At 38.3% G+C, this 24,468-nt stretch carries 21 protein-coding genes and 2 pseudogenes; 6 read left to right on the top strand and 17 right to left on the bottom strand.

Translation table 11 applies throughout. The features are described from left to right. Positions 1–27: 27 nt before the first annotated feature. The 5 genes from C502_RS0113445 to C502_RS0113425 all read right to left on the bottom strand — a co-directional run bounded on the left by C502_RS0113445 (position 28) and on the right by C502_RS0113425 (position 4,976). Complete coding sequence (locus C502_RS0113445; RefSeq protein ID WP_018679342.1) at positions 28–705, bottom strand: flavodoxin family protein; 678 nt, start codon at positions 703–705, stop codon at positions 28–30. A gap of 12 nt (positions 706–717) precedes the next feature. Next, entirely contained in the window at positions 718–1,821 is a 1,104-nt protein-coding gene (locus C502_RS0113440) for an alpha/beta hydrolase (RefSeq protein WP_018679341.1), read from the bottom strand. 14 nt (positions 1,822–1,835) lie between these two features. Continuing rightward, positions 1,836–2,966: a cupin domain-containing carboxymuconolactone decarboxylase family protein gene (locus tag C502_RS0113435; RefSeq protein ID WP_018679340.1), complete on the bottom strand. Its 1,131-nt coding sequence runs from the start codon at positions 2,964–2,966 to the stop codon at positions 1,836–1,838. A gap of 87 nt (positions 2,967–3,053) precedes the next feature. Continuing rightward, positions 3,054–4,103 (bottom strand): alpha/beta hydrolase, encoded by a 1,050-nt coding sequence (locus C502_RS0113430; protein WP_018679339.1) that lies wholly within the window; start codon positions 4,101–4,103, stop codon positions 3,054–3,056. Positions 4,104–4,124: 21 nt separating this feature from the next. Then, positions 4,125–4,976, bottom strand: coding sequence for an aldo/keto reductase (locus C502_RS0113425; RefSeq protein ID WP_018679338.1), 852 nt, complete (start codon positions 4,974–4,976; stop codon positions 4,125–4,127). Between the two features lie 155 nt (positions 4,977–5,131). Between C502_RS0113425 and C502_RS0113420 the strand changes: the two genes are divergently transcribed. Then, positions 5,132–6,031: a LysR family transcriptional regulator gene (locus C502_RS0113420; protein WP_018679337.1), complete on the top strand. Its 900-nt coding sequence runs from the start codon at positions 5,132–5,134 to the stop codon at positions 6,029–6,031. A gap of 242 nt (positions 6,032–6,273) precedes the next feature. Here C502_RS0113420 and C502_RS0113415 read toward each other — a convergent pair whose 3' ends face one another. Together C502_RS0113415 and C502_RS18350 are read right to left on the bottom strand one after the other, a co-directional pair. Next, a complete protein-coding gene (locus tag C502_RS0113415; RefSeq protein ID WP_018679336.1) occupies positions 6,274–7,167 on the bottom strand; it encodes a LysR family transcriptional regulator in 894 nt (297 codons plus the stop codon). A gap of 334 nt (positions 7,168–7,501) precedes the next feature. Beyond that, positions 7,502–8,669 (bottom strand): annotated as a pseudogene (locus tag C502_RS18350) (MFS transporter). 334 nt (positions 8,670–9,003) lie between these two features. On the opposite strand from C502_RS18350, the gene C502_RS0113405 reads away from it, so the two are divergent. Continuing rightward, positions 9,004–10,092: an alpha/beta hydrolase gene (locus C502_RS0113405; RefSeq protein ID WP_018679334.1), complete on the top strand. Its 1,089-nt coding sequence runs from the start codon at positions 9,004–9,006 to the stop codon at positions 10,090–10,092. 232 nt (positions 10,093–10,324) lie between these two features. Here the strand turns inward: C502_RS0113405 and C502_RS18345 are convergent. Then, positions 10,325–10,985 (bottom strand): annotated as a pseudogene (locus tag C502_RS18345) (AraC family transcriptional regulator N-terminal domain-containing protein). A 314-nt stretch (positions 10,986–11,299) separates the two neighbouring features. On the opposite strand from C502_RS18345, the gene C502_RS0113395 reads away from it, so the two are divergent. From C502_RS0113395 to C502_RS0113385, 3 genes are all read left to right on the top strand, one after another. Beyond that, the gene (locus C502_RS0113395; RefSeq protein WP_018679333.1) at positions 11,300–12,340 is read left to right on the top strand and encodes an alpha/beta hydrolase; all 1,041 of its coding nucleotides are present in this window, start codon (positions 11,300–11,302) and stop codon (positions 12,338–12,340) included. 50 nt (positions 12,341–12,390) lie between these two features. After that, on the top strand, positions 12,391–13,179 hold the full coding sequence (locus C502_RS0113390) for an SDR family NAD(P)-dependent oxidoreductase (RefSeq protein ID WP_018679332.1): 789 nt from the start codon (positions 12,391–12,393) through the stop codon (positions 13,177–13,179). A 415-nt stretch (positions 13,180–13,594) separates the two neighbouring features. After that, positions 13,595–13,831, top strand: a complete 237-nt coding sequence (locus C502_RS0113385) for a VF530 family protein (protein ID WP_004772147.1) — start codon at positions 13,595–13,597, stop codon at positions 13,829–13,831. Positions 13,832–13,933: 102 nt separating this feature from the next. Here C502_RS0113385 and C502_RS0113380 read toward each other — a convergent pair whose 3' ends face one another. Continuing rightward, positions 13,934–14,242, bottom strand: a complete 309-nt coding sequence (locus C502_RS0113380) for a helix-turn-helix domain-containing protein (protein WP_018679331.1) — start codon at positions 14,240–14,242, stop codon at positions 13,934–13,936. Further along, positions 14,239–15,570 carry a type II toxin-antitoxin system HipA family toxin gene (locus C502_RS0113375; protein ID WP_018679330.1) on the bottom strand — a complete coding sequence of 444 codons (1,332 nt, stop codon included), beginning with the start codon at positions 15,568–15,570 and terminating at the stop codon, positions 14,239–14,241. Before C502_RS0113375 ends, C502_RS0113380 begins: the two co-directional genes overlap by 4 nt. A 202-nt stretch (positions 15,571–15,772) precedes the next feature. On the opposite strand from C502_RS0113375, the gene C502_RS0113370 reads away from it, so the two are divergent. After that, complete coding sequence (locus C502_RS0113370; RefSeq protein ID WP_018679329.1) at positions 15,773–16,471, top strand: hypothetical protein; 699 nt, start codon at positions 15,773–15,775, stop codon at positions 16,469–16,471. Between the two features lie 4 nt (positions 16,472–16,475). Here the strand turns inward: C502_RS0113370 and C502_RS0113365 are convergent, their stop codons facing one another. From C502_RS0113365 to C502_RS0113335, 7 genes are all read right to left on the bottom strand, one after another. Beyond that, on the bottom strand, positions 16,476–17,636 hold the full coding sequence (locus C502_RS0113365; protein ID WP_018679328.1) for a DUF4268 domain-containing protein: 1,161 nt from the start codon (positions 17,634–17,636) through the stop codon (positions 16,476–16,478). A 131-nt stretch (positions 17,637–17,767) separates the two neighbouring features. Further along, the gene (locus tag C502_RS0113360; RefSeq protein ID WP_018679327.1) at positions 17,768–18,568 is read right to left on the bottom strand and encodes a sulfite exporter TauE/SafE family protein; all 801 of its coding nucleotides are present in this window, start codon (positions 18,566–18,568) and stop codon (positions 17,768–17,770) included. Positions 18,569–18,613: 45 nt separating this feature from the next. After that, entirely contained in the window at positions 18,614–19,105 is a 492-nt protein-coding gene (locus tag C502_RS0113355) for a flavin reductase (RefSeq protein WP_018679326.1), read from the bottom strand. A gap of 200 nt (positions 19,106–19,305) precedes the next feature. Further along, positions 19,306–20,334, bottom strand: coding sequence for a methionine synthase (locus tag C502_RS0113350; protein WP_018679325.1), 1,029 nt, complete (start codon positions 20,332–20,334; stop codon positions 19,306–19,308). A 36-nt stretch (positions 20,335–20,370) separates the two neighbouring features. Continuing rightward, entirely contained in the window at positions 20,371–21,363 is a 993-nt protein-coding gene (locus C502_RS0113345) for a DUF1852 domain-containing protein (protein WP_018679324.1), read from the bottom strand. Positions 21,364–21,642: 279 nt separating this feature from the next. After that, the gene (locus C502_RS0113340) at positions 21,643–22,095 is read right to left on the bottom strand and encodes a hypothetical protein (protein ID WP_018679323.1); all 453 of its coding nucleotides are present in this window, start codon (positions 22,093–22,095) and stop codon (positions 21,643–21,645) included. 195 nt (positions 22,096–22,290) lie between these two features. Next, complete coding sequence (locus C502_RS0113335; protein WP_018679322.1) at positions 22,291–24,468, bottom strand: TonB-dependent siderophore receptor; 2,178 nt, start codon at positions 24,466–24,468, stop codon at positions 22,291–22,293.

Genomic DNA, 24,468 nt, shown 5'->3' with positions numbered 1-24,468 from the left:
CTCGATTGATCATATTTAAAAGATAACTTAGTTTGTTGCATGGTTTTGCAGGAGTTGTTGAATAACAGGATTATTTACCGACAAGTCTTGCAACCATTGTGCGATTTCATTTTTGGCTTGGTTCGCCCGCTCATCCTCCATCACAAATAGAATTCCGTCCCGTTCAATACTTTGCATAATTTGGCATCCACGACAGTACTGGTTGAACTGGGCAAGACTTTGTCCCGTGCCATAGCCTGCATTATTATTGAAAGGCACAATCATTTTTCCGTTTAAATCTGCTTGATATTGGTTCAGGAAACTTTTGATTGGTGGCGGTAACTGCATATCCCATGTTGGGAATCCAACAAAAATGACATCATATTGCCCAATATTTTCGATTTGGGTTTTTAATGGCGGTAAATAACCATCCTGATTTTCCTGATCGACTTGCCTAACAATGGCTTGATAATTTTCAGGATAAGGTGTTTGTAACTCTAAAGCCACCAAGTCCCCACCAACTTTTTCCTGTACCATCTTCGCAAGTGCTTCAGTATTTCTAGTCCGAGACAGATAAACAATCAGGGCTTTCGGATTGTCTGTATTAACGGGTGGATTTGGTAAGGGAGCCATGTTCTGCGCTGTCTGTGAATTTTCCGCGCTTGGACATCCCATCAAGCCAATTGCACAAATAAACAATAGAATAAAACGGATACTGATAAGCATCGTCCATCCTCCTTAATCCAGTTTATTTTTATGCAACCATTGCGAAAGTAGTTCTGCGATCTGCTGATTGTTTAAATCAGAAAATGGAAAATGGGTATTACCGTAAACCTCAATATCAGGCAAATGCACCAACTGGGCTTTTCCCCCATGCTGATTGATTTTATCCACCCATAACTGTGCCATTTTCAGGCGTACACGCCAATTGTCCTGTCCCGCATTTTGCTGTCCTGCATAGCCATTTTTCTCAGTAGGAATATTATCGCCATAGTAGATAATGATTGGCATTCTGGTCAGCTTCTGAAACTCTGCTATTTTGACTGGGGTTGGTGACAATGTCCCTGTTGCACTTGGCATAGGTTCAGGCAGTTCATTTTCAGGAAAGACAAAACCACTGCCAAGTTCATAAGCAACGATGCCTTTGACCTGATTTGATTTTATTGCTGTCCACCAACCTGGCCCTCCGCCCTGTGAATGGGTAATCAGTACCGCATCACCTGATTTTTTAAGTACTTCAACCATCGCATCACTAATCACCTGCTCATCATAGGCCCCTGTATTCGGTGTCATTTGACGGAAATACTGGTTTAAAGCGGTTGAGTCTTGTGAAAACTGTACTCCCTTAAATAAGTTAGGATACTGTCCTAAACGAAACATATTGAACCATGCCTGATCATTGGTGGTGGCTGGCACTTCCGCTGACACAGTCGATTGTCCCGCCTGTCCCCGACGTGGTTGGTCGACCACATACACTGGGAAATGCTGGCGCAGGAAAAGTGTCTGGAATCCCTCACGACCATCAGGTGTGGTTCCCCATGTTTTCGCTGATTGTCCCGCACCATGCAGGAATACCAATGGATAAGGACGGGCATGTTCAGGGATTTGATAAAACACCGAAGCATGGTCACCATGCAGGGTTTGACCTTGCGGATTAAATAGTTGTTTATCATCAAACTGTCCCGCACTTTGAATGACTTTCCCTCCTGCCGCAAAGTTGCCTTGCTGGGCAATACTTAAAGCAGTGGATTGATGCGGAGTTGTAGAACAGGCTGAAATGGTCAGCGCAACTCCTACTGAAAGTAAGGTATTTGTAAATCTTATGTTGAGGCGCTTATTCATTGTCATTATTCCTATTACAACTGTTGTAAAACATCCTGTGCATTATTTGCCAGATCACGTCCAACAGCCTGCTGTAAGGTGCTGATGATTTTTTGCATCTGGGTAGTATCCACCCCCAGATTTCGGGTAATTCTTAAATGAGAACGCAGTTGGGCATTGACATCACCCATGGCAGACAATGTACTCACCACTACAATTTCACGTTCCAGAGGCGACAAGTTTTCCTGACTAAACAAATAGCCAAATAAATGGGCTTTTAAGGCGTAATCCATTGTGGGTGAGAAGTTTTCAACCAGTGGTTTTGAACTTTCCTCAATGGAGGTCTTGTTAAGATCAGCCAACTGTTCTATACCGAGTTGATAGTAGTCAGTACCATGTGGTAACGTGCTTGGCAGTGCGCCCTGTATATCCTTGATGCCTTGTTTTTGGCGTTCCTCAAGCAGACTTTTAAAGGTCAATGTGCCATTTAAGGCTCGGGGAAAACCCGCATAGGCATATTGATGGGCAAACATTTGCTTGATTTCATTTACCGTTAAGCCATTTTCTAATCCCTTGATTAAAGCAGGTTTTAGCTTTTTCAGATCACCTGTTGCAGTAAATGCAGCAATTGGGATTAAGCTTAATTGTTTTGTGCTGAGTTGTATTGTTTCAGTCTTTGCAGGTGTTTTTAAAGGTTTTGCTTGTGTAGATAAATTCACTTTTTCCAGCCATGACACGCTCTTGCCATCATTTGCCACAGGGGTAATGGAAATATGCGACATAGCACTATGCTCACTTGCCCCGTGCCAGTGTTTGACATTCGGTGGACACCAGATGGTATCGCCCTTATGAATGGTCTGGATGGGTTTACCCCATTCCTGAGTACGCCCCTCACCCTCTGTCACAATCAGGTATTGACCGTGTGGATGGGTATGCCAGTTGGTGATCGTACCTACTTCAAAATTGACAATGGCAGGTGCAACATCACCTTGCGAGGGCATCACTGGGTAACGGGCAAAGTTTGCCTTGCCAGAGAAATTACTTGTAGGTCCTGACTGAATACTGTGTTGCTCTGCTTTGGTAATTTTCTGGTCCATTTTATCCTCAGCCCAGACCAGACCTGATAGAGAACTCATTACCAATAATGCATTAACCTGATGTTTCATGTTATTCCCATTATCCCTATTCAAAAAATAAGGCAATGATTCAAGAAAAATCATTCAATCATTGCCAATCATTTCGAACAGCAGTCTTTATTTCAGATGCTTGCCATAAAATGCAGTGAGTTGCTGCATTGCCTGTTTGACATATTCAGGCTTCCAATAGGTTTCAATATGGGTGGCATTTGGAATCTTGAATAAGGTTTTGTCTTTTGTGCCTGTGGCTTTGGCAAAGGCATCTTCGGTCATGTAAAGACTGTCTGCCTTACTGCCTGCAATCATAAGTAATGGCTGATTGATCAATTCGATTTGATCTGTCGCATCCCAGCGCATCAGGTCAAGTAAGCTACTCATGGTATATTTAAAGGTTGAATTTGGATGGGCATGGGTGCGCCAATAGTATTCATACCCCTGACGGTACATCTCAAATGGCAATGCAGCGATTTGCTCATCAGTCATATCGGCATCACCCGCATAAAGAACTTTGCCGCCTGAAACTTCCTGAGCACGAGCATCAGTGGCTTGTTTTAAACGCTGTTGAATAGTATCCAGTTGCGAATCGGCAAAACCATTACGACGCACTCGTCCAGAATTGAACATACTGAGCGTAGCTACCACTTTAAAACGTTTGTCTGTTTCTGCCGCTGCCAATGAGTAGCCACCACCGCCACAAATGCCAAGTAAGCCTAAACGGTTATTATCTACTCCAGCATATTGGGTAATAAAGTCCGCCATGCCATGCACATCTTCAATACGGTTTGCAGGTTTATCAACACTGCGAGGCTGACCACTACTACCACCCTGATAGGCAGCATCAGCAGTAATGGTGATATATCCCTGTTCAGCCAGACGTTGGGTATATAAGCCTGCAACCTGTTCCTTAACACCGCCATTTGGATGCGCCACCACAACCGCAGGATATTTTTTACTTGGGTCATAATTGGCAGGTGTATAGACATTGGCAACGATATCCAGTCCATTCAGTTTATAAGTCACTGGATGAATATTGACCTGACCTTTAACATTTTCAGTAATCGCACCGCCATAGACCAGTCCAAAAGGATTCGATTTTTTATCTGCGGCAAAGCCCGCACCTGAAGTAGTAATAGCTGCCGACATTAAAACAGTTTGTAAAATTTTCATTATCGCTCCTGAATTTTAAGTTTAGACATCCATTTTTCGACCAGCCAGCCATTCAATCATGGCGGGGTCACGATGCGAGAAAAAGGAACTGGTGGCTGTATCCATTGCCGTAATTTGAGTCATGTCCTCAATCGACAGCTCAAAATCAAAAATATCAATATTTTCCTGCAAACGTTCTTGACGTACTGATTTAGCTAAGGACACAACATTGCGTTGCAGTAACCAGCGTAATACCACCTGTCCAACGGATTTACCGTATTTCTTGCCAATCTCAACCAGTACAGGCTGGCTGAATAAATTATTACGTCCCTCTGCAAAAGGTGCCCAAGCTTCTGGCTGAATATCTCTCGACTGCATCCACGGCACGGCATGGAGTTGCTGGTTAAATGGATTCACTTCAACCTGATTCACCGCGGGTTTGACCTGATTAAATGCCATCAGATCAGCTAAACGATCAGAATGAAAATTACTGACACCAATGGCACGAATTTTACCTGCGGCATACAGTTCTTCCATTGCTCGCCATGCCCCATGTACATCACCAATCGGCTGGTGAATCAGATACAAGTCAAGATAATCCAATTGTAAACGGTTCAGTGAACGCTCGAATTGCGCTTTTGCCCCTTCATAGCTGGCATCCTGCAACCATAATTTTGTGGTCACAAATAATTCTTCACGTGCAATCTGGCTTTGGCGAAGTGCATTACCGACCTGAGTTTCATTCTGGTAAGAGGCTGCGGTATCAATTAATCGGTAGCCTGCATCAATCGCATGTAATACTGCCTGTTCACACTCCAAGGGGGCGTTCATCTGGAAGACACCAAAACCAGCGAGGGGCATTTCAATATCATTGTTTAATCGAACTGTTTTCATTGCTATCTCTCACCACGTACATGCAGAACATCGGTTAAAAAATAACTATACCCCGACAATTAACTATGTATTAGTCTGATAATTTCGATTACATTTATATTGATTTTTGATTAATTACATCCGATTAACAAAATAATCGTATTTTGAGGTAAGTGATGTCTGAGAACTTAGATGACTTAAAAGCGTTTATCGTAGTCGCCCAAACTGGCAGTTTTACCAAGGCCGCAGGACAGTTGGGTGTTTCACAATCAGCTCTGAGTTATACCCTCAAAATGCTGGAACAACGTCTTGGGGTTAAATTACTCAATCGAACGACTCGAAGTGTTTCTACCACTCAAGAGGGTGAGCAGCTACTTAATGATATAGCGCCACTCATTACTGGTATTGAACAAAAACTCTATAACCTCAACGAATTTAGAGATTCTCCTCGTGGGCGATTAAGAATCAATGGAACTGAAATCAGCCTTAACTTTTTATTGTGGGATAAGTTATCCAAATTTTCGCATGATCATCCCAATATTCATCTTGAACTGACTATGGATTATGCCTTTGCAGATATTGTTAAAGATCGCTATGACATTGGTATTCGATTAGGTGAAAATGTCCATAAAGACATGATTTCGGTTAAAATTAGTGATGAACTAGAAATGATGACTGTCGCCTCACCTCATTATTTAGAGATTTATGGGACACCACAAACTCCTGATGACTTACATCAGCATCGATGTATTGGACTTCGCTTACCTAGCCATGAACGCATTCAATCATGGGAGTTTAAAAACTCAAAACTGAATCCAGAAGTTCAAACTATATCTCCGGAATGTTCCATGGTCGTCAGCCATGCGAGATTACAACTTAAGGCAGGACTAGATGGACTTGGCGTAGTATGGCTACCCAAGATGATGGTTGAAACAGAAATACAAAAAGGAAATTTGGTCAGGATACTAGAGGACTGGGACATAAGTTATTCAGGCTACTATATGTATTACCCAAGTCGTCGTGAATCTTCACCATTGTTTAGGCTATTGGTAGATGCTTTACGTTTAAGTAATTAATAAAATTTTTTTAAAATAAAACAAATGTTTATATTTATTTAAGTTTAAAGTTTACGATCCAAAATTATGCTTTGAATAATGATGAATCTTTTAGTTCATGAACTTGGCTTTTAGTTTTTATAACTTTATACCTCTAAAATGCACTTTTATATTTGCTTCAGTTAAATAAGTTTTCCTCAAGGTCTCATTTCGTAAAGAAATAGCCAGAACTCCCATAAGCTTAATGTGCCACAAACAATGATTTAATTTATTCTTAATGTGTCAATAACAAGTTTCAAAGCTGGTGACTGCTGTCTACGATGAGGATAATACAAATGAAATCCTGGGTATGCTATTGCATACTCATCCAATACTTTTATTAATTGCCCTTGTAATAAATTGTCCTGAATAAGCTCTTCAGGAATGTAAGCAATGCCTTCTCCAGCTAATACTGCATCAGCAATAAGCTCAGAATCATTAAAGACCCATTGCCCAGAAACTTTAATTTTAGTTTCAATGCCTTCAACCAAGAATTCCCATTGATATAATCCACCTTGAGTAGACAATCGATAGCCAATACAGTTATGTTGAATCAAATCTTGAGGTTTTTCTGGGATGCCCTTTAGCGCAAGGTATTCAGGCGATGCCACAACAACAATTCTGACATCTGAACTAATCCGAACAGCAATCATTCCTTCCGCTACACGACTACCAAAACGGACACCTGCATCAAAACGTTCCGCTACAATATCAACCATGCCATTATTTGCAGTTAGCTCAATATTGATATCTGGATAAAGCTGCGTTAATTGCTTTAATTTCGGTAATAGCACATAACGGATAGCATGATGACTTGCATTTATTCTTACATTTCCCGCTGGTGTATCTCTTAGTTTCGACAGTAATGATAATTCATTATCTATATGATCAAAACTCGCTCCAATCGTCTGTCTTAGCTTGTCACCAGCCTCTGTTGGAGAAACGCTACGTGTAGTCCGAGTGAGCAACAACATCCCTAAACGCTCCTCCAGTCCACGAATGGTATGGCTCAAAGCAGACTGGGAAACACCTAGCTTACCTGCTGCTTTAGTAAAACTACCTTCACGAGTCACCATCAGAAAGGCATATAGATCATTATAGTTCTCTTTTGTAATCATATAGATCCTCTATGATTCAGTAATTTAAGCGTTAATATTGAAATAATACCACTTAGAAACGTATGATTTATTAATCCTATTCATGACTTTATCCCATTTTAGCTCCTTGCTCATACATTTTCGTATTTCTATAATCTGTTATGCTTCGCACAAATAATTGAAGTTAAAAATAAAAAATCTATGATTCTTAAAAACTATAAGAGATTTGAACATGGCATATTCCCTCACCACGTTCATTATTAAAAGAAATATATAAGCTCTAATCCAACATTCTGCTCGTGACAATGCTTATTTCTTTATTCATATTCGTTTATGAATATTCGACGCAATTGGATTACTTTGTCGTCAAACGAGATATCAAAATAGAAGAAATAACCAAAATAAGTGCACTGGCTACAAAAGTTATCTGATAACCACTATGGTCAAATAAAATTCCACCCAGTGTTGAACCTAAAGCAATTGCAAGTTGAATCACCGCCACCCGCTTCTGCATCATTGGGTAAGGTACGTGCTAACCATCCCCACCATCCTACAGGTGCTGCCGTTGCTAAGAACCCCCATATACAAAGCAACACTGCAACGACAATCGTCCAAGTTCCAAAAAATACCAGCGACAATGCGATAACAGCCATCATGATAGGAATGACGATCAAAGTTGCATAAAAATGACGTTTCAAGAACGTATTAATTACGGCAGTACCAATAAATCCCATAACCCCAATCCCCAGTAAAATAAGTGACAGGGTAGAAATATCAACTCGGGTTATGGTTTCTAAAAATGGTCGAACATAGGTATAAAGAGAAAACTGTCCCATGAAAAATAAACTGATCGCTAACATACCCATCATAACGACTGGATTACGCAATAAACCAAAAATGGATGATTGCTTTTCTGTTTGACGAGAAGTAGCTGGTATTGAAGGTAAACTCAACCATTGCCAAATAAAGGCAAGTACAGCCACAGGAACTAAGCATAAAAATGCACCACGCCAGCCAATGATTGAGCCCAGATAACTTCCTAAAGGAGCAGCAATTACCATTGCCAAAGCATTACCGCTGTTAAAAATTGCTAATGCTTTAGGAACTTGTGAGCTTGGCACTAATCGCATTGCGATTGCGGCTGACATCGACCAAAAACCACCAATGACTAAACCAATCAACGCCCGACCTAGCATATAAACTGTATAATTTTGTGCCAGCGCAACGATCGCACCTGAAATTGCCATAATAGCCGTTAAAACCAACAAAAGTGTTTTACGATTCATGTCACCTGATAAGCGAAAAATCGTCAAACTTGTAATCACAGCAAAAGCACCTGAAATTGCAATTCCCTGCCCAGCCAAACCTTCAGTAATATGAAGATCTGTTGCAATCGGTGTCAGTCAACTCACTGGCATAAATTCTGAAGCAATCAATGCAAAAACACATAGGGTCATGGCAAAAACCCCACTCCAGTAAGCAGGAGCACCTATGACGCTTTCTTTTTCTTCAGGGTTAAGCATTCAATATCTCTACTCGAAATTGGAGTAGCAATTATAAAAATAAGGATCAACTGGAATAAGTAGCTTAAGCCGAATAGAGTTATGTATATAATTCATGAATCATAAAAGTATAAACATCGTATTTTTCCCAGTTCTTAGCACTTACACTTTTAAAAATCAAATAATTTTTATTTAAATAGATTATTTTCAATCACTTAAAATACACACCACCCAATTAATGAATATTACTCATAAGTCTATGCTGTTTTTTTAGGCTAATACTTCTTAGAAAGAATAGATAAACTCCTTTCAATCCCTAAATTTATGAATCATCTTTTTACAGGAAGCTGGAATCATGCAATCACATATAAAGAAATTCAGTAATGCGACTCTAACAGCGGCCCTTATTGCCACAATGGGTTTATTTTCTTCAACTTCAACAATGGCGGCAGATATGCCAAAAGATGCAAATAACTTCTATCAAAGTAGTCAAGTTACGATTCAGAAGGTTACGTTCAAAAATCAATACAACATGAATGTAGTGGGTAATTTAGTTATTCCTAAAAATTTAAATAAGAATACTAAAGCTGCTGCAATTATTGTGGGACACCCAATGGGAGCGGTGAAAGAACAAAGTTCAATGCTTTATGCACAGAAATTGGCTGAGCAAGGTTTTATCACTTTGGCAATTGATTTACCGTTCTGGGGTGAGAGTGAAGGACAACCCCGCAACCTAGTGGCACCCGAGCTATATACAGAAGCCTTCAATGCTGCGGTAGATTATTTAGGTAGTCAAACTTTTATTGATCGTAATCGTATTGGTGTATTAGGTATTTGTGGTAGCGGTAGCTTTGCGATTAGTGCAGCAAAATTAGATCCTCGTTTAAAAGCCATTGCGACTGTTGCAATGTACGACATGGGTGCGGTAACACGTAACGGTTTAAATCACTCCCAGACGCTTGAGCAACGTAAGAAAATGTTAGAAACAGCAGCAGAACAACGTTACTCAGAGTTTCAAGGTAAAGGTAAAGGTAAAGGTAAAGGTAAAGGTAAACAATGGATAAACTATTTACCTAAAACAGTCGATGCCAATAGCGAGCCTATTGTAAGTGAATTTCATAACTTTTATCGAACACCACGCGGAGCAGCAATTCCTAAGGGCCAAACTTTGGAACAAACTCAAAATAGAGCTTTAACCAGTGAAGTTAGATTTGTGAATTTCTATCCATTTAATGACATAGAAACCATCTCACCTCGCCCAATGCTTTTTATTACTGGTGATCAAGCGCATTCCAAAGAGTTTAGTGAAGATGCCTATAAACGTGCTGGTGAGCCTAAAGAGTTGTACTACGTTAAGGGTGCAGGACACGTTGATCTATATGATCGAGTTGATGTAATCCCTTTTAACAAATTAACTGACTTCTTTACTAAAAACTTGAAGTAATCTTTAGTTTAGCCAAGTTGTGCTGACTCAAATCAACTTGGCTTTTTTAATTAAAAGCCCAGATTATTTATCACTTATATTACTTTACATAGTCCCCCAATTAGAGACTTACCCAAACAGGCACGTCTGGAACGTATCAAATAATCTCCCCATAAGGTATCATCCTCAACCCTGCTGCCGCATGACATGATCCAAAGCCTACTGATAAAAGCCTGTTATTAAAATGTTTAGCTTATATATTTGATAAATCATGAAGCTTACTTATATCCTGTAATGGCGGTAAACCAAATAAACGAGCATATTCACGATTAAATTGAGATGGGCTTTCATAACCGACCTGAAAAGAGGCCGTGGCTGCATCTAAACGTTCCTCAAACATTAATCTTCGCGCTTCTTGTAATCTGAGTTGTTTTTGAAACTGTAAAGGTGTTGTCGAAGTCATCGTTTTAAAATGCTGATGGAATGATGACGCACTCATATTTACTTGCTCAGCAAGAGCATGAATGGAAAATGAATGATTAAAGTTTTTTTTCAACCATTCAATGGATTGTGAAATCCGATAAGATGTACTGCCTATCGATACAATATGACGTAAGCGGTGACCTTGTTCCCCCATTAAAATACGATATAGAATTTCTTTTTGTATTCCTAGCGCCAAAATGGGAATATCTTGCTTATTTTCTAGCAAATCTAGATGGGTCATAGATATATTCATGACTACCAAGCGTCACACTTTTAGACCCTTGTGCCACTAAGCAAATACTCGGTTCATACATGCAGGCATGTGGCTCTTGCGGTTCTTGACTACGATATAAAGTAAGGCCATCAATAGGAATAGGATCATTATCAATATTCTGAATCTGCTGTGAAATACTATTACTCAAATTTTTCAGCGCATCGTTTAGATCCTGATTTAAACCAGAATTTTTCATTGATACATCCTTAAAAATCTATTTGGCTTTAGATATTGATCTTATCCTGATCTAAGAAAAAATCTAATCATTTGGATGATTAGGCAAGAATTAAAAAAAATTGATCTATTAACAATGAACCGTTTCGCCTCAGAATTTCGTCATCGGAATGTAGTTATGGCTTAAATCAGCTTTTCTGTATGAGGAACTAATCCTAATCAAATGATTCAAGTAATGCTACCTGTCTTTTTCACTCAATGATTTTTGTAATCAGATTAGAATTGAAGGTATAGATCATGTTCATTCAAAAACGTTTTCCATTGATTTTAGGTATATTTTTAAGTTCGAGTACTATGCTTCAAAATACAAGTGCTCAAAATATAAATACTCAACTTTCTGTTTCTGCCATTCAAAAAATTACTTTTAAAAATAGTGATATTCGTATGGTTGGCAATCTCTTTTTTCCACCAAATTTTGATAAAAAACGAAAATATCCTGCGATTGTTGTCTCACATCCTTGGGGTGGTGTTAAAGAACAAACCTCAGGTTTATATGCCAAAAAACTCGCTGAAAATGGATTTATCACTCTTGCATTCGATGCATCACATTATGGCGAAAGTGGTGGCGAACCTCGATACCTAGAAAACCCTTTTGAACGAGTTGAAGATATCCGTAGTGCTGTTGATTACCTAAGTACATTACCCGAAGTGAACTCGAGTCAAATCGGAGCATTGGGTATTTGTGCTGGAGGCGGTTATACCCTTAGTGCTGCCCAAACAGATAACCGCATTAAAGCAATCGCTGGTGTTTCAACATTTGATGTTGGCGCATTTAGTAGAGAAGGTCTTGGAACTATTCTGACTGTCTCAGATGAACAGCGCAAAAAAATTATGGATGAAGTAGGCATACAGCGAACGAAAGAAGCTCGTGGTGAACCTGCTCGCATTGATAAGTTAATTGCTTCATCTAGCCTAGATCAAAGTACACCAAACTTTTTCCGTGAGTCTTTTGATTACTACGGAACACCTCGAGGTCAGCATCCAAACTCGACAGGAAATTTTCGCTATATCAGTATTAGTAATCAAATGGCTTTTTATCCATTCGATCACATCGATACGCTCTCTCCTCGCCCATTATTACTTATTGCTGGTGCAAATGCAGAAACACTGTATTACAGCAAAAGAGCATATGAAAAAGCTGCCGAGCCTAAAGAGTTAATGGTCATTCCAAAGGCATACCATTTTGATTTATATGACAAACCTGAATATGTGAATCCCTCAGTTCATAAGTTAACTGAATTCTTCCAAAAATATCTTATAGCCGAATCCAAACGATAAATAAGCAGTCCGTTTTCGTTTACTCAATTTTAAATTTTAAGGAATCTTATATGAATCAACTCACTTTAGATCAATTAATAAACCCATCTTTTAAAGGTCAAGTTGCCCTCGTTACTGGCGCGGCTTCAGGTATGGGATTAACAACAGCACAGGCTTTTGCTAAAGCTGGGGCATCGGTTGTTTTGGCAGATATTCATCAAGAAGCTGTACAAACAGCAGCAAACGAATTAATTGCACAAGGGCATAAAGCAATTGCTATTTCTTGTAATGTTGCTGATGAAAGCCAAGTAAAAGCAATGATCGACACAACCATTTCAGTGTTTGGTCGTTTAGATATGGCATTTAATAATGCTGGCATAAATAGTCCAGTGGCAGAAACGGCTGATGCAGATGGTGAAGAGTTTGATCGGATACAATCGGTAAATTTACGCGGTGTTTGGAACTGTATGAAATATGAATTATTACATATGCGTAAACAAGACAGAGGTGCCATTGTAAATTGTTCTTCGATTGGTGGTTTAATCGGTATTGCGGACCGAGGGATGTATCATGCCTCTAAACATGGTGTCATTGGTCTTACAAAAAGTGCTGCTCTTGAATATGCTTCAAGAGGTATTCGCGTTAATGCTATTTGCCCCGGAATCATAAATACTCCAATGGTTTCTAGTATGCTGGAACGAGAACCAGAGGCGATGAATGAATTACTTAAAGATGTTCCAATTGCGCGTTTAGGCTTACCTGAAGAAATTGCTTCGGCTGTTCTATGGCTTTGTAGCCCAGGAGCTGCCTTTGTTATTGGTCAAGCATTAGCAATTGATGGTGGCTATACAGTTCGGTAAAAAAGACTTTTTATAATCTTAATGACGGTGTTTGATTAGATATTAACAATTTAATCAAATGCCATCGTTATTAATGAGGATCTACGTTGTTACACTAAAATCAAATGCAAATAAGGTAAGCTAGGCAACAAACTACTAGATGCTAAATAGCAATCGGACCCAATCCCTTTATTAAAAATTACGATCCAAAATTATGCTATTGAATAATGATGAATCTTTTGGTTCATGAACTTCCCTTTTAGTTTTTATAACGTTATACCTCTAAGTTATTTAATTTAATCAATATAAACTCATAGATTCTTATGAATCAAACTTTAGGTAAACATAAGTTAAATAAAGTATTATGTAAGTTGCCTACTTACATGTTGCTGGCTCAGGTTATAATGATGGCCTCCCAAAATATGGTCGATCTATTATGAACGCCTCCAATGACCCTCTACACGGCAAAAAACTTGCTGACATTTTGGATGAATTATTGGATTACTACGGTGGCTTTGAAGGCTTAAGTCATAAAATTGAAATTAGATGTTTTTGCATAGACCCAAGTGTTAAATCATCATTGCGATTCTTGCGTACCACACCATGGGCACGTGAAAAAGTAGAAAACTTATATTTGTATGTCTTACGCCAAAAAGCCAAACAGAAATCGTAGCTATCAAAACCCAGACTCAATATTTTAATTAGTGGTGGACTGCCACCAATCTCCTAAACAAATTAGGAAAATATGTATTCATAAATTTAAGTGATTTTTATCTCACTCTGATGTTTTAAGAATTTTCCTCACAATATGCTCATGTGTTGGCACAAGTCCTGCTTTTAATCCCAGTGGTTTGAATACCTTATCTAAGACAGATTGGGTAAGTTTTCCTTTATCTTGTTCTATGTCTGTTAAGGTCCGACGACTAACACCTACTAGATTTGCATATTGTTCCTGAGACATACCAAGAATGTTTTTCCGTAAATACGTCAATAATTGCCCCAATGTAATTTCATTCAATAAGTATTGTATATATAGATTTATCAAAACTTGTTGGCGATCTTGAGTCTGAGTCTTTATATTCATAATAGTTTCCATCTTTCTAATTTCACTTCAACGTAGTCGAATGAAAGTGCTGGCATCTCAATAATCTGTCTTGGCACACCTTTATCAATTAATCTTTCTTTTATCCCAACAAATTTGCTTGCTAATAATTTCAATGTATTCATTGATAACTTTGGATCGCATAAATGTGCAAGTTTTTGAGTGATTTGTTCCCATCGATATTCTCCACCTTCTTCATAAGGGCTTCCCCATGTCGTTGACCTAGTTACGACTTCTGGGTCTGCTTTCATTGGCGCAAAATCATAAATTGGAGCAAGGAAAATCATTCCTGATTTTTTTAGAAATGAAGTATTTCTCCCGTGATTATCAGAATTACCAAAAATAATATTCAGTAAGTCTCTTTGCAACCACTCACAAATGAATTGTGTTGAGTCAAAATTAGAATCGATCGTGGTCATTAGATGACAAAGATTTTCGATCACTTCAAAATGATTGAGATGACTACCTGAAGCCTTATTCAATACAGAATAAACAGACTCTAGACCGTAACGGTGCCATTGTTGATTGCACCATTCAACATCAAATCTTGGTAGCCATAATGATGGATATTTTTCACCTTCAATTAGCTTCATTTCTTTTGTTTCTATCGTCTTGAAGCCTAACTCTTTGAGCTCTTGGTAGTAATAGTATTCTGCTCTGAGAATATTACAGTCGATCTCACTACGATTATTCCGAGGAAATTTAACTAAATAGTGTTGATCGGGTTGATCAAAATTTTGTTGATAAGTATCAATCCAAATATTTTGATCTTCTGTTGCACGTATCAGCAATTTCGGAGCTTCACCACCCGCTCCTGTTGCACCACCACTAATTGCCCCCATTTGTTGTGCATATTCGAGAAAATCAACAGTTCGATCAGCAACATCATTTTGACTAAAATAACGTAGATGTAGAGTTGAGTCAGGATTGATTGGTGGAAGAGCTTCTTTAATTCTCAAATTTCCTACGGGTGCGATGCCACCTTTTTCTAATAAAAGACTATCTTGCTCGGCATGGGTTAGTTTTTGTAAGCCTAAAAAATTAATCCAATAACGGCGTGCTGCTCCTGATGGAACAATATCATCTAAAAAACCAAACCATGACTTAGATTCATGTTTTATAAGTATTTGTACAGGTAGTGATAGACTGCAAGCGTGTTCATCTCGTTTGTCCAAATTGTGGATTGCGTATTCTAACTCGTAAGCCAATTCACTAGCGCTAGCTGAGCCTAATTTAGGTTTTAATAGTGTAAGTTCAGCAACATCTAACCAACTTTGATCAAGTAATGCCTGTATTGTTAATTTTTTCATTCGTATAAATGAGCAATTATTTTCTCAAGAATACTACATATTTCAATATTTGTGAATATATTTGCGCAATTTGAATTTTTATTTAGTTTTTTGAGTATAATTTTGCTCATTTCATCTTTAAGCTAATTTGCTCAACGTGATAGTTCATAACCCAACCAAACTGTGTATCATTAAACATATTTTCTAATTTATTTACTTTTTTATGAAGAATACATTTTCTGATAACAATCAAATTTGTGTAGTCTCTAGCTTTTCTGAGTTAGTAAGTTCTAGCTTCCACGGCGTTACGAATGCAATTTGTTTTTATAGAAATTTGGTTGGCGATTTTAAAGAGATTGTCAATAAACTTCATTTAAAAGAAAATATTACAGAAGTTTCGATTGATGACTTATTAGCATTGCAACTTTCAGAGAACGGTCATTTTGCACGGGAAATTATCTTAAAGGATATACAACTATTAACTAATTTCGGAGCTTCACCTTCGCTTAACTTACTTAAAAGTTACGAGCGTGATGATGAACTAGATTTCATTTCAACGGATGTATATTCATTTCATGTTGATCGATCCCCCATTCCAACTGATACTTTTTTATGTACATATCATGGTGCTGCAAGTGATATCGCACCCAATGATCAGGTTGAGCAAAAGATTTTAATCCCAGAAATTAGGGAAAAACTCAAAAAATTACATGATGGTCAATATACTGAATTTGAAACGTTTTTAGAAGAATATTTCTTTGATCTACATTATCAGCCTAAACCCGATATAGAACCTATAAATTTAGGCTTAGGACATCTTTGGCGACTGGCAGTAGATCATCCAACGCAACAAGTTTTGCCCTGTGTGCATAGAGCACCTACTGAAAATGATGGTGAGTATAGACTTTTATTAATTTGTTAGATGTTTATTCGTCTTCATGTATCTTGGGTTGCCACTGCCCTTGTTTGAGCAATTGATAAATACCATTCATGTGCGGAGCAAATGCTTGTTCAAATTTTATCATATTTGTAACCATCCATTCGATCATGCTTGGCCATTCAGCTTTGTCATAACCATCAAAAGGTTTTGCGTATTGAATGCGACATGATTTTTTTCCAGGTAAAGGTAACCACTCAAGTGAATGTCCAAATATTTTCTCAATTTGATCTCGATAAGATTTTAGGTATTCAAAAGTAGCATTATTTGCATCAGGTTCTGCACGAGAAATACTAAGTTCGACTCGAGCCTCTTTCTTACTAAAAATAAGGCTATAAGGTAAAGAACTAACACCTGAGCCTGCACTTAACCAATGATCATCAGATGGGCTAATATTATTATAGAGTTTACATGGACTTTTACGAAAAGCTTCTAATGCCTGTTCCCAGAATTCTCTCCTAAGTTTATGTCTATGTTTTAGTTGAATATCAACAGTTTTTTCTTCAGCTTCTCTTGCAGCTATGCCGATCATAAATTCTTTAATTTCTGGAGGTGGAATGATTTGTTCAATATTAAGAAACAAATCTGAATTACTACTATAGGGTGTTACTTTAAAGCATTGGCATGATAGGTTAAATTGGCTTAGCCAAAGCATAGTATTCGTAACTTCTTTTCTATAGTTAGCTGCCACTAAAATAATTCTTTGACTTGTACTAGTATTGATAAGTTTGGTCTGTAAATCCTCGATTTCTAAGAACTCAGATAATCGGTCTGAAGCTTTGACGTGGTCATTCGGAAAATATTGGTCAAGATATTTCTGATAAATTTCGATAATGTCATTTTTAGTAAGATTAGAACAATAACCTGCATATTTTAAAGCCTGCCATACAACATCACGCCCAGAATCATCAAGCTTATTTTCAATAATAACTAAATTACCTTCTTTGTCGATCGCCAAGAGATCTAAACGCTCTTTTGTATCATCAAAACCAGCAAATTCCTTTTGAATCATCAATAATTCTTCTCCAAAAACAGCTGGGGTATTAACCAACCACTCTTGAAGATGATGGCGCTCAGAAAACCCAAGCTCAGAAAAAGTTTTAGTAATTAGCGGAGAAATTCTATTTTGTTGAGAGTCAATCTTGTACATTTATGGGATAAGCTCGAAATTTATACTGCTAGGGATAATCTTAGATTACCATATCTGTAATACATTTAATCACAATGAAAAAAAAGCCCATATTTAATGAGCTTTTATCACAGGAATCAACCTATTATATTTCAACGTATTCCTTTAAAAAGGAAAAAACATCCGACAATAAGTAACAATACAGCAAAGCATTTTTTCAGCATTTGTGGCGATAATGCATGTGCCACTTTAGCACCTAACTTCGCTGTAAAAAAACTCATTGAGCTGATGCCAATAAAGGCATAAATATGCACATAGCCAATGCTATTAGGAACATGTACCTGTTCTTTCATACCAAAAAGCATAAAGCCCAACGCACCTGCAATCGCAATCGGTAAACCACATGCTGCTGATGTTCCCACCGCTCTTTGCATGACTACGCCATAATGATTGAGATAAGGTACAGTTAGGCTCCCTCCTCCAATCCCAAAAATTGCTGATGCAACACCGATTCCAGTACCAGCAAATACTTGTTTAGCTGCTGAAGGAAGTGCTTTATTCTGATCAACGACCTTTTTTGCACCAGTAAACATCTGATACGCAACCCAAAGTACAAAAACACCAATAATCAGTTGTAAATGTGCCCCTGAAAGTAATCCTGCAATACCTGCACCAAAAAAAGACCCAACAACCAGCCCAGGACTTAGATTTTTGAATACAGGCCAAATCACAGCACCATTTTTATGATGAGCCATTAATGAACTGATAGATGTCACGATAATGGTCGCCAAAGATGTCCCTAGAGCCATATGCATGATCACTTCAGATCCGTACCCCATTTGCGTAAAGACCACATATAAAAGTGGTACGATGATGAGTCCACCGCCAACACCAAAGAGCCCAGCAGCGAATCCTGCTGACGCACCTATTGCTAAAAAAATAATTAATTCCACGACATACTTACTTACTTGAGAGTTAATATTAAATACAAAGTTACTTTACGCGATTTCTGCTTCGCCGACATGATGATAAGCACGATTGAAATAAACCAAACTATGTTCATTTTGACCTTGTTGAATCGCTACAGTACGACAAATAAAAATTGTATGTGTTCCAACTTCTTGAATTTGTTCAATCTGACAATCAAAACTCACCAGAGCATCATCTAAAACAGGCGCACCTGTTTCTAATTCTGTCCAAGTTCCATATTTAAAGCGTTCTTCTGAACTCATCTTGGATGAAAATACGTTGGAAATATGCTGATGATGTGCGCCTAAAACATTTACGGTTAAAATTTCATTTTCTATAAAATGTGCATGTGACCGAGAGGTTTTGTTCATACAGACCAATAATGTCGGCGGTGTATCAGTGACGCTACACACCGCAGATGCAGTAAATCCATGACGACCAGAAGCCCCTGAAGTCGTCACTACATTCACTGCACTAGTCAATAAAGACATTGCATTTCTAAAGTCTGTTGCTTCAATCATCATTTTATTCCTAAATTGAACCTTAGATTTTCTTTAGATTTCGCTCTACCACTCGATCGCGACATTGGCACATCATCTAAATGAGTTCTGAGTAGAACTGATACTTGCTCTAAATCTGACTAAGGGTGACTCGTTTGATCAGGCATTTTAGTTAAACCAAACGAATACCCTTTACATATCATTATATCGCTGAGTCAGTACTAGGCAGAAAGTTCTTTTCGAACAATTTCTGCACCTGCACTTAAAGCATTCAATTTGCCTCTTGCCACTTCTCTAGCCAAAGGTGCCATACCACAGTTAGTCGAAGGATAAAGTTTATCTGCATCAACAAACTGAAGTGCTTTGCGTAGCGTATCCGCGACTTCTTCGGGTGTTTCAATCGTATTGGTTGCCACATCAATCGCACCAACCATGACTTTTTTACCGCGAATCAGTTCAATTAGATCCATTGGCACACGAGAGTTTTGGCATTCGAGTGAGATGATATCGAGCTTAGATTTTTGTAGCTTAGGAAAAGCTTCTTCGTATTGACGCCACTCTGAACCCAAAGTCTTTTTCCAATCGGTATTGGCTTTGATGCCATAGCCATAGCAAATATGAACCGCAGTCTCACATTTAAGACCTTCAAGCGCTCTTTCTAAAGTGGCAACACCCCAATCATTTACCTCATCAAAGAACACATTAAATGCAGGCTCATCAAACTGAATGATGTCGACACCCGCAGCTTCTAATTCAAGTGCTTCTTGGTTCAAAATTTTGGCAAATTCCCAAGCCAGTTTCTCACGGCTTTTATAGTGACCATCATACAATGTATCAATCATGGTCATTGGGCCAGGCAACGCCCATTTAATCGGCTGAGTGGTTTGGCTGCGTAAAAACTTGGCATCTTCAACAAAAACAGGCTTTTGACGAGATACTGCGCCCACTACAGATGGAACACTTGCATCATAACGATTACGGATACGCACCGTTTCGCGTTTCTCAAAATCAACGCCATCCAGATGCTCAATGAACGTGGTCACAAAATGCTGGCGGGTTTGCTCGCCATCGCTGACAATATCAATGCCTGCATGCAGTTGTTCCTGCAGTGACAAGCGTAAAGCATCTTGCTTCGCTTCGAGCAATGCCTCACCTTCAAGTTTCCAAGGTGACCAAAGTTTTTCAGGCTCAGCAAGCCAAGACGGTTTCGGTAAGCTGCCAGCCGTTGATGTCGGTAATAAAATTGCCATTTTAAATCTCTATTTCTATATTCTGTTTCAGATAAATTAAGCAGCGTTACTGTCTACGGTGTAATTCGCAGCCCATTGCTCAAGGATGTTTTGATAAGGCTTGATAAAGTTTTCTTCCGTCCATTTACCTTGTTTTACCGCAAGCTGACCACGTTCAACACGGTCATAGATGATTCGTGTCAATGAATAATCTGGGTATTCTAGGCTTGCTTGATAGACTTGCGCCGCTGATGAGTTTGCATTGTAAATTTCAGGACGGTAGATCTTTTGGAAAGTTTCCATGGTACTAATCGCACTGATCAGCTCGAAGTCAGTGTAATCGCGTAATAAATCACCCGCAAAATAGAATGCTAAAGGTGCAACGCTACCTTTCGGCATGAAGAAGCGAACCTGTAAGCCCATTTTGTGGAAATATTCATCGGTGCGTGAGTATGCATCTTGTTTATACTCAACACCTAAAACAGGATGTTCATTGACAGTACGGTGATAGGTCCTCGCCGTTGAAACACTCAAACAAATGACAGGTTGTTGATTAAATTCAGCCTTAAACGTATCTGAATTCACTAAATATTGATAAAGCTTCCCGTGCAAATCACCGAAACCTTCAGGCGCATACGAAGTTGAGTTCTCTTTATTATGTTCTTTTAGCACCACGCTAAAATCGTAGTCACGCACATAAGATGAGAAGCTATTGCCAATCATGCCTTCAATACGTTGATTGGTATGGTGATCGGTAATCGTGCTTTTTAGCATTTCAATGATTGGGAATGCTTTACCATTACCTTCAATATCTAAATCCGCAGAAATAATATCAATTTCAAGTGAATAGCGATCACCATTTGGGTTATCTGTTTGTGCTAAAGCATTGAAACGATTATTAATCATTCGAAGCGTATTGCGTAGGTTCTGCTCACGGCTTTCACCACGCGCCAAGTTGGCAAAATTGGTCGTTAAACGTGTGCTATCTGCTGGTTGATAGTTTTCATCAAAACGAATGCGTTTAATTGAACATGCAAACTCTGTACTCATGATGATTGGTATCCTAATTTTTGCAATAAAATCTAAATTTCTCTATAAGTGATTTATACCGCAATCATTAGATGAATAAAAATGATTTAATCTAACCTCAAGATGAGTAAAATTCATGTTCTGAAATTATGTTAATTTCATCAGGAATAAAAGATAGAAAACAACTTAAATCATTTTTTATAAATTAAATCAGAAAAATATAGAATAAATTGTTTAAAATCAATATTTAAAAGAAAATTTAGTTATGCTGCAAAAGGCTTTTCCGTTAGATAAATATAATTATTTTTTAAGAATTGGCCCTGTTGTTTTGGCATCTGAATCATTCCAAGAACTTTGGTTTTGTTGAGTTGGATCACCTTCTAATTTATAGGTGATCAAGCCTTTTTTAAAAATTAATCCACCATCACTTCTTTTTGCTTTGGCTTTTTGCCCATTAATCCAAACATTTTCGTTACGATCTACTCGAATAGTTGCTATGGTTTGTCCTGTATTTGAGTTCTTTGCGATCCATTCACCAGCATAAGTATTAAAATGAGTGGATGTAGATGCTCCAAATCCTGCTTTTGCATTATCAGCCTTCGTTTTATTTACATCGCAACCTTGCAGCTCTGAGACTTGAGTACAACCAGAATGTTCTAGTTTTACTCTATATTTTGCATCTATTGCATAAGCTGAATCGATTGTATAAAAAGTGCTTAAACCGATGCATACACCTAATAGAATTTTATTCATTTTTAAATACACTCTTTTTAAATTATAGATGGATTAGAATTTCTTTAATCAGATTGAAATTTTTAGCTTTGAGCAAAATAATTTTAGCATTGCTATTTTTTAAATGATGTGTAGCTTTATGAACTTTATTTTAGTGTAAAAACTAACAGCCTAAGTCAACTTAAACCGTTAATTTTTACACTCCAAGTCTTTTATTTAAAAATTCACAGTCCAAGACAATTGTGCTGTACGTGGTGTACCAAGAAATAAATAATCATCACCGAAGAAGCTACCTACATCTCGCCAATATTTTTTATTAAACACATTATCAACATTAAATCTCAGTGTATTTTCATAGCCATAAGCACGGAAATTATAGGCTGAACCCACGTTAAACAAGGTATAGCTAGGTACTTTCACTGTAGCTAATTTATTTGCATATTTACTGCTACTGTATTGCATACCTGCCAATAACCGTAATCCATCTACTTGCGGTACTTGGTATGAGATATAACTTGCCAAACGTACAGTTGGTACATTTTGAGTTTGATGACCCTGATATTCAGATGATTGTATATCTTGTAAGCGTGAACGGGTCAGTGCCAAACTCGATGTCAGATCTAGGTCTTGACCAATACGCCCTTGTAGACCAAGTTCTAAGCCGAGGTTATGTTGTTGACCATCCACCACAAAATCATTTGAAGTATTGGTATATTGATTGTCTTGTTTTAAATCAAACAATGCCGCAGTAAAAAGTAAAGATCGCCATTGCTGTTTAATCCCTAACTCAGACTGAGCTGAATGCTTAGGTACTAATGTCACAAAAGGATTGTTTGCAAACCACGGTGCTTGTGCGCCGTCACTTAAGCCTTTGGCATAAGATGCATAAACATGGGTCTGTTCCCAAGGCTGATACATCACAGCAAATTGAGGCAAGAAGCGATTAAAGTTGGTATCTCGGATGTTATTCGCATTTGCATCATAGGCACTTTCATTCAAATGCAATAATTTACCGCCTACTACAGCAGACCAAGTATTATTGAAGTCAATCTGATCAAGTAAATTCAATGCAGTCTGTTGACCATTTAAAGATTTATAGTGATTGCCCAAAGTCGCGCCAGACGGATCATAGTTCACAGTGTCAGTATAAATATTTCCTGTGCCCACTGGTTTATTAATCGCATCATATTGTGCATGTCGTTTATAAGTCTGTGATAACTCTAAACTCAGTTTATGTTGCCATGTGCCAGTACTGAATTGACCATTTAATCCTGCTTTAAATTGATTGGTCAAATAACTGTCATCAGGACTACGGAAATCATAAATATCATAGTTACCATTTTGGTCAAAAGTATTGCCTAAACCAGTAATCTGACACACGTTGCTATAACAGCCCCACGGGAATGCTGAATAATCATCTACCACAACACGGCTTTGTGAAGCACTTAGATTTGCTGACCAATCTTTATTGATTTGGTAATTATATTTTAAGCCCGTATTTAGACTTTGATTGATGACAGGTTGGCTCCAACTTTGATAGCCAAGTAAACGATCCCACTCCACGTCAGTGGGTACTGTTTTACCATCAAGTAATTGATAACCTGGTACTGAACGCTGACGTTGACGCTGTGATTCAATATCAAATTCTAGTTTTGAACGATCGGAAATGTTCCAATCTAAAGCCAAAGAGCCAAATAAGCGTTTACCATTGGCATGTTCTACATGCGGATGGATTTCCTCATGCGCCAAATTCATTCGATAACCAAATTGTTGCTCAGTTCCTAAAAATCCACCCAAGTCCGCTGCGATACGATTACCGCCATGACTATCTGCATCAACGGTCATTGAACGGATGTCTTTAGGACGTTTGCTTACATAATTAACCACACCCGCAGGTGTCGACATGCCACTTTGAATGGCACTCATACCCTTTAAAATCTCGACTTGTTCTTTGTTTTCAAGCGCGACATTTTGCTCACCGCGAAGTAAGTTACCATTGAGCAAGTAGCTTGAGCCAAGGTTCAGCGCGAAACCACGCATCATAAAGTTTGAGTAATAGCCAATTGGGGCGTAACCATCACCTACCGCAGCATCATTTTTTACAACATCCGTTAAGGTTTTCGCATGTTGATCAGCAATTCGCTCAGCCGTAACTGCATGAATAGATGCAGGAATCTCAGCAATATTTTGTTGAGTAAAACCAGATAAATTCACCTTTGGTTGAAAATATACGCTTTCTGCTGCTTGGGCGTTTACTGTGATTGTTTCTAATCGGGATACCTTATTTTCATCTTCAGCATGTACCAATACTGAGCTTAGCCCTAGGCATGAAAATGAACCAACCGCTAGTAACGCTTTATGTAAACGAGAAAATGTAAATGGATATGTTTTCAC

The sequence above is a fragment of the Acinetobacter tjernbergiae DSM 14971 = CIP 107465 genome, from assembly GCF_000374425.1.
Taxonomy (GTDB): domain Bacteria; phylum Pseudomonadota; class Gammaproteobacteria; order Pseudomonadales; family Moraxellaceae; genus Acinetobacter; species Acinetobacter tjernbergiae.
The sequence above is the reverse complement of the archived record's forward strand: the minus strand, read 5'-3'. Positions and strand labels throughout refer to the sequence as shown.